General features: G+C 56.2%; 1 protein-coding gene. It reads left to right on the top strand.

Annotation, left to right across the window (positions count from 1 at the left end; translation table 11 throughout):
* Window positions 1-92 precede the first annotated feature (92 nt).
* Window positions 93-1,204, top strand: a 1,112-nt coding sequence (gene glnA, locus ACIQVE_RS26270; RefSeq protein WP_402814123.1) for a type I glutamate--ammonia ligase, incomplete at its 3' end; no start/stop codon positions are given.

Here is a 1,204-nt window from a genome sequence, read left to right as displayed (position 1 = left end):
AAATAAACTTCAAACAAAAAAAAGACACTAAGCACCACTTCACCAAGCAGGCACTCCAAGCTATGTAAGACGACTTCTTCGAAGTCGGCAAGATGTTCGACGGTTCCTCCATCGCTGGCTGGAAAGGCATCGAAGCCTCCGACATGATCCTGCTGCCGGACGACGAAACTGCCGTTCTCGACCCGTTCACCGAAGACGCCACCCTGATCCTGGTGTGCGACATCATCGAACCGTCGACCATGCAAGGTTACGACCGTGACCCGCGCGCTATCGCTCACCGCGCCGAGGAATACCTGAAGACCACCGGTATCGGTGACACCGTCTTCGCCGGCCCAGAGCCAGAATTCTTCATCTTCGACGAAGTGAAATTCAAGTCGGACATCTCCGGCTCGATGTTCAAGATCTACTCCGAACAAGGTTCGTGGATGTCCGACCAGGACATCGAAGGCGGCAACAAGGGTCACCGTCCAGGCGTCAAAGGCGGCTACTTCCCGGTTCCGCCGTTCGATCACGACCACGAAATCCGTACTGCCATGTGCAACGCACTGGAAGAAATGGGCCAGATCGTTGAAGTTCACCACCACGAAGTGGCGACTGCCGGTCAGAACGAAATCGGCGTCAAGTTCAACACCCTGGTGAAGAAAGCTGACGAAGTTCAGACTCTGAAATACGTTGTACACAACGTTGCCGACGCTTACGGTCGCACCGCTACCTTCATGCCGAAGCCGCTTTATGGCGACAACGGTTCGGGTATGCACGTGCACATGTCCATCTCCAAAGATGGCAAGAACACCTTCGCTGGCGAAGGCTATGCCGGCCTGTCGGAAACCGCTCTGTACTTCATCGGCGGCATCATCAAGCACGGTAAAGCACTGAACGGCTTCACCAACCCGGCCACCAACTCCTACAAGCGTCTGGTGCCAGGCTTCGAAGCGCCGGTAATGCTGGCCTACTCGGCTCGCAACCGTTCCGCCTCGATCCGTATTCCTTACGTCAACAGCCCTAAAGGCCGTCGTATCGAAGCACGTTTCCCGGACCCGGCTGCCAACCCTTACCTGGCTTTCGCAGCACTGCTGATGGCCGGCCTGGACGGTATCCAGAACAAGATCCACCCAGGCGATGCTGCCGACAAAAACCTGTACGACCTGCCGCCTGAAGAGGCGAAAGAGATCCCACAAGTTTGCGGCAGCCTGAAAGAAGCCCT

Origin of the sequence: Pseudomonas sp. NPDC098747 (assembly GCF_044760045.1) — a bacterium.
Taxonomy (GTDB): domain Bacteria; phylum Pseudomonadota; class Gammaproteobacteria; order Pseudomonadales; family Pseudomonadaceae; genus Aquipseudomonas.
Note: the sequence above shows the minus strand (reverse complement) of the source record. Positions and strands in the feature narration are given on the sequence as shown.